General features: G+C 63.3%; 3 protein-coding genes. 2 read left to right on the plus strand and 1 reads right to left on the minus strand.

Features of this window, described 5'->3' with window-relative positions; translation table 11 throughout:
- Positions 1-211, minus strand: a 211-nt coding sequence (locus tag L9Z73_RS26380; protein ID WP_247407472.1) for a hypothetical protein, incomplete at its 3' end; no start/stop codon positions are given.
- Here L9Z73_RS26380 and recC point away from each other — a divergent pair.
- Positions 167-3,619, plus strand: coding sequence for an exodeoxyribonuclease V subunit gamma (gene recC / locus L9Z73_RS26385; protein WP_247407468.1), 3,453 nt, complete (start codon positions 167-169; stop codon positions 3,617-3,619). The two genes, L9Z73_RS26380 and recC, sit on opposite strands and share 45 nt — an antisense overlap.
- Positions 3,616-4,237: UvrD-helicase domain-containing protein (locus L9Z73_RS26390; protein ID WP_247407470.1), on the plus strand; the 622-nt coding region annotated here is incomplete at its 3' end. The genes recC and L9Z73_RS26390, both read left to right, overlap by 4 nt.

A 4,237-nucleotide genomic window follows, 5' to 3' on the forward strand; every position in this document is an offset into this window, starting at 1 on the left:
CCCCATGTGAGAGTAGGTCATCGTCAAGATTAAATTCCAGAACCCCTGTTTGCTTACGCAGACAGGGGTTTTGTTTTGCGCGCTCGGAAAGTGCGAAGAGGCTCATCGCGATAGTCTTCAGTGCTAAAGTCCACGCCTCGATTTTGCTTTTGCCAAGGAAGCCGTTATGCCGGATGCGACGCCTCTCAGCGCAGGATTCATGGTGGTTCACGGCAACCGCCTGGACGAATTGCGCAGCCTGGTGGTCAGTTGGATGCGCCGTTATCCCCTGGCCCCTCTGGAAAATGAAATCGCCCTGGTACAGAGCAACGGCATCGCCCAATGGCTCAAACTGGCCCTGGCCGAAGATCCGGAAGATGACGACATGGGCGGCTGCGGCATTGCTGCGGCGATCGACGTGCAACTGCCCGGTAGCTTCATGTGGCAGCTCTATCGCATGGTCCTGGGGCGCGACGAAATCCCGCCCAAGTCCCTGCTCGATAAAGCCCCGCTGACTTGGCGCCTGATGCGCCTGCTCCCCGAGCTGATCAATCAACCGTACTTCGAGCCGCTGCAGCGCTTCCTCACGGACGACAGCGACCTGCGCAAACGCTACCAGCTCGCCGAACGATTGGCAGACCTGTTCGACCAATATCAGGTCTATCGCGCCGACTGGCTGGAAGATTGGGCCGCTGGCCGCCATCAACTGCGTAACGGCCGAGGCGAATCCAAACCCCTCGACGCCGCGAACTGCTGGCAAGCCGAATTATGGCGTGCCCTGCTGCTGGATGTGGGGGAAGCGGGCATGGCGCAAAGCCGCGCCGGTGTGCATCAGCGCTTTATCGAACGGATCAACAGCCTTGAGCAAGCGCCGCCAGGGCTGCCTTCTCGAGTGATTGTTTTTGGCATTTCCTCATTGCCCGCGCAAGCACTCGAAGCGCTCGCCGGCCTGGCGCGCTTCAGTCAGGTCCTGCTCTGCGTGCACAACCCCTGTCGCCACCATTGGTCCGACATCGTGGCCGACAAAGATTTGCTGCGTAACGAATACAAACGCCAAGCACGCAAAGCCGGCATGCCGGTCACCATCGATCCGCAGACCCTGCACCAGCATGCGCATCCGTTGCTCGCCGCCTGGGGCAAACAGGGCCGTGACTACATTAGCCTGCTCGACAGCTACGACGATCCCAACAGCTACCGCGCTGCATTTCGCGACGGCCGCATCGACCTGTTCAGCGACAGCGAACCGACCACACTGCTCAACCAGCTCCAGGACGATATCCTCGAACTGCGCCCCCTCAACGAAACCCGTGACGTATGGCCCGCCGTCGATCTGCAGCGCGATACCTCCATCCGCTTTCACATCGCCCACAGCGCCCAACGCGAAGTGGAAATCCTCCACGACCAACTGCTCCAACGCTTCAGCGCCGACCCCGCGTTGCGTCCCCGCGACATCATCATCATGGTCCCCGACGTCGACAGCTACGCGCCGCACATTCGTGCAGTGTTCGGCCAGTTGGACCGCAGCGATCCACGCTTCATCCCCTTCACCCTCACCGACCAAGGCCAACGCGGCCGCGACCCGCTGCTGATCGCCGTCGAACACCTGCTCAAGCTCCCCGACAGCCGCTTTCCGGTCAGTGAAATTCTTGACCTGCTCGACGTCCCGGCTCTGCGCGAGCGCTTCGCCATCAAGGAACGCGACCTGCCCACGCTGCATCGTTGGATCGAAGGCGCCGGCATCCGCTGGGGCCTCAACGCCGAGCAGCGCGCCGGTCTTGGCCTGCCCCACGAACTGGAGCAAAACAGCTGGCGATTTGGTTTGCGGCGGATGCTGCTGGGTTATGCCGTGGGCACGGGTCTCGCCTGCGACGGTATCGAGCCCTACGACGAAATCGGTGGCCTCGACGCGGCCTTGATCGGCCCGCTGGTCGCGTTGCTCGACGCACTCAGCGACGCCCACCAAGCCCTATCGCAACCTGCGGTTCCGCAAGAATGGGGCGAGCGCCTGCAACGCTTGATGCAGCTGTTTTTCCTGCCCAGCAGCGAACACGACGACTACCTGTTGGGCCAGCTCGAACAGCTCAGGGAAACCTGGCTGGAAACCTGCGAGTCCGTCGGCCTGCAGGACGAGTTACCGCTCACCGTAGTCCGCGAGGCGTGGCTCGCCGGTCTGGACCAAGGCCGCCTGTCCCAGCGCTTCCTCGCCGGAGCTGTCAATTTCTGCACATTGATGCCGATGCGCGCGATCCCGTTCAAGCTCGTCTGCCTGCTCGGCATGAATGACGGCGACTACCCCCGCGCCCAACCACCGCTGGATTTCGACCTGATGGGCAGCGACTACCGCCCCGGCGACCGTTCACGCCGCGAAGACGACCGCTACCTGCTGCTCGAAGCCCTGCTGTCAGCCCGCGACCAGCTCTACATCAGTTGGGTCGGCCGCAGCATTCGCGACAACAGCGAGCGCCCGGCATCGGTATTGATCGGCCAACTGCGCGACCATCTTGCCAGCGGCTGGCAGCACGCCCAAAGCGACGCACCGCTGCTTGACGCAATGACCCAGGAACACCCGCTCCAGCCCTTCAGTGCGCGCTATTTCCACGCCGGCGACCCGCTGTTCAGCTACGCCCGCGAATGGCAGTTGCTGCACGAGGTGACGGATGCGCCGGCGGACCACACCGAACTTGCTGCCCATCAACAGGAAGAACCCCTGAGCCTCGGCCAGTTGCAGGACTTCCTGCGCAACCCGGTCAAACACTTCTTCAGCCAGCGTCTGAAAGTATTCTTCGAAGCCGCCGAAGTGCCGCTGGCCGATGAGGAACCCTTTGTCCTCGATGCCCTACAACGCTACAGCTTGAGCGACAGTTTGCTGAACGCTGCGCTGAGCCAGCCCGATCATATCGACCAGGCGCTCAGCGCCCAGGCCCGTCGCCTGCAAGGCAGTGGCCTGCTGCCCATGGTCGGTTTCGGCGAGTGCCTGCGCAACGAACTGATCGAGCCCTTGCCTGGCCTGCTGCAACGCTATCAACAACTGCTGGCCCTTTGGCCCACGCCACACACTGGGGCGGAACCGATCAGTTTCGAGCATCAAGGCATTCAGCTCGAAGGCTGGATCAGCGGCCTGCATCGGCGCAGTGACGGCGGATTGTTGAGTGTCACCACGATCCCCAACAGCATCGGTTCGATCAAGACCCGCAAGTGGCATCGGCTGATTCGCCCGTGGGTCAACCACTTGGTCGCCTGCGCCTGCGGCTTGCCGTTGAGTACCGCGCTGGTGGCCAGTGACGACACCTTGCTGCTGGCCCCGCTGGAGCCCTCCAGCGCCCGGGACATCCTCGGCGACCTGCTGCTGGCCTGGCACATCGGCATGGCCAAACCGCTGCCCGTTGCGGTTAAAACCGCGTTCGCCTGGCTCGGTCAAACCGACCCGGCCAAAGCCGCGGCGGCCGCGAGTAAAGCCTACGAAGGTGATGGCATCAACACCGATGGCGAACGCCGCGAAACCCCCGCGCTCACCCGGCAATTCCCCGACTACGCGGCCCTGGTGGCCAGCGAAGAATTCGAAGGCTGGTGCGAAACCCTGTATCGCCCCCTGATCAACGCCCTCTGGCGATCACTCACTGGCGAGGAGGCCGGCGCATGAGCAGCAAACCCTTGGCCCTGGCCTTCCCGCTAAAGGGCAGCCAACTGATTGAAGCCAGCGCCGGCACCGGCAAGACCTTCACCATTTCCGCCCTGTACCTGCGTCTGGTGCTCGGCCACGGTGGCGATGACGCCGGTTTCGGCCGCGAACTGCTGCCGCCGCAAATCCTCGTGGTGACCTTCACCGACGCCGCCACCAAAGAGCTGCGCGAACGCATCCGCATCCGCCTGGCCGAAGCCGCGCGGTTCTTCCGTGATGAGATCCCACAGCCCGACGCCCTGATCGCCGAACTGCGCGATCAATACGCGCCCGAGCAATGGCCCGCCTGCGCCAACCGCCTGGACATCGCCGCGCAATGGATGGATGAAGCCGCCGTTTCGACCATCCACAGTTGGTGCCAGCGCATGCTGCGCGAACACGCCTTCGACAGCGGCAGCCTGTTCACCCAGACCCTGGAAACCGACCACAGCGACCTGCTCGGCGAAGTACTACGCGACTACTGGCGCCTGTTCTGCTACCCAATGCACGACGATGCGCTCAACTGGGTCCGCAACAACTGGGGTGGCCCGGCCGCGCTGATGCCACGGGTGCGCGCGCTGTTCGGCAGCGAACGGCCCA

This window comes from Pseudomonas emilianonis, assembly GCF_023072625.1.
Taxonomy (GTDB): domain Bacteria; phylum Pseudomonadota; class Gammaproteobacteria; order Pseudomonadales; family Pseudomonadaceae; genus Aquipseudomonas; species Aquipseudomonas paraveronii.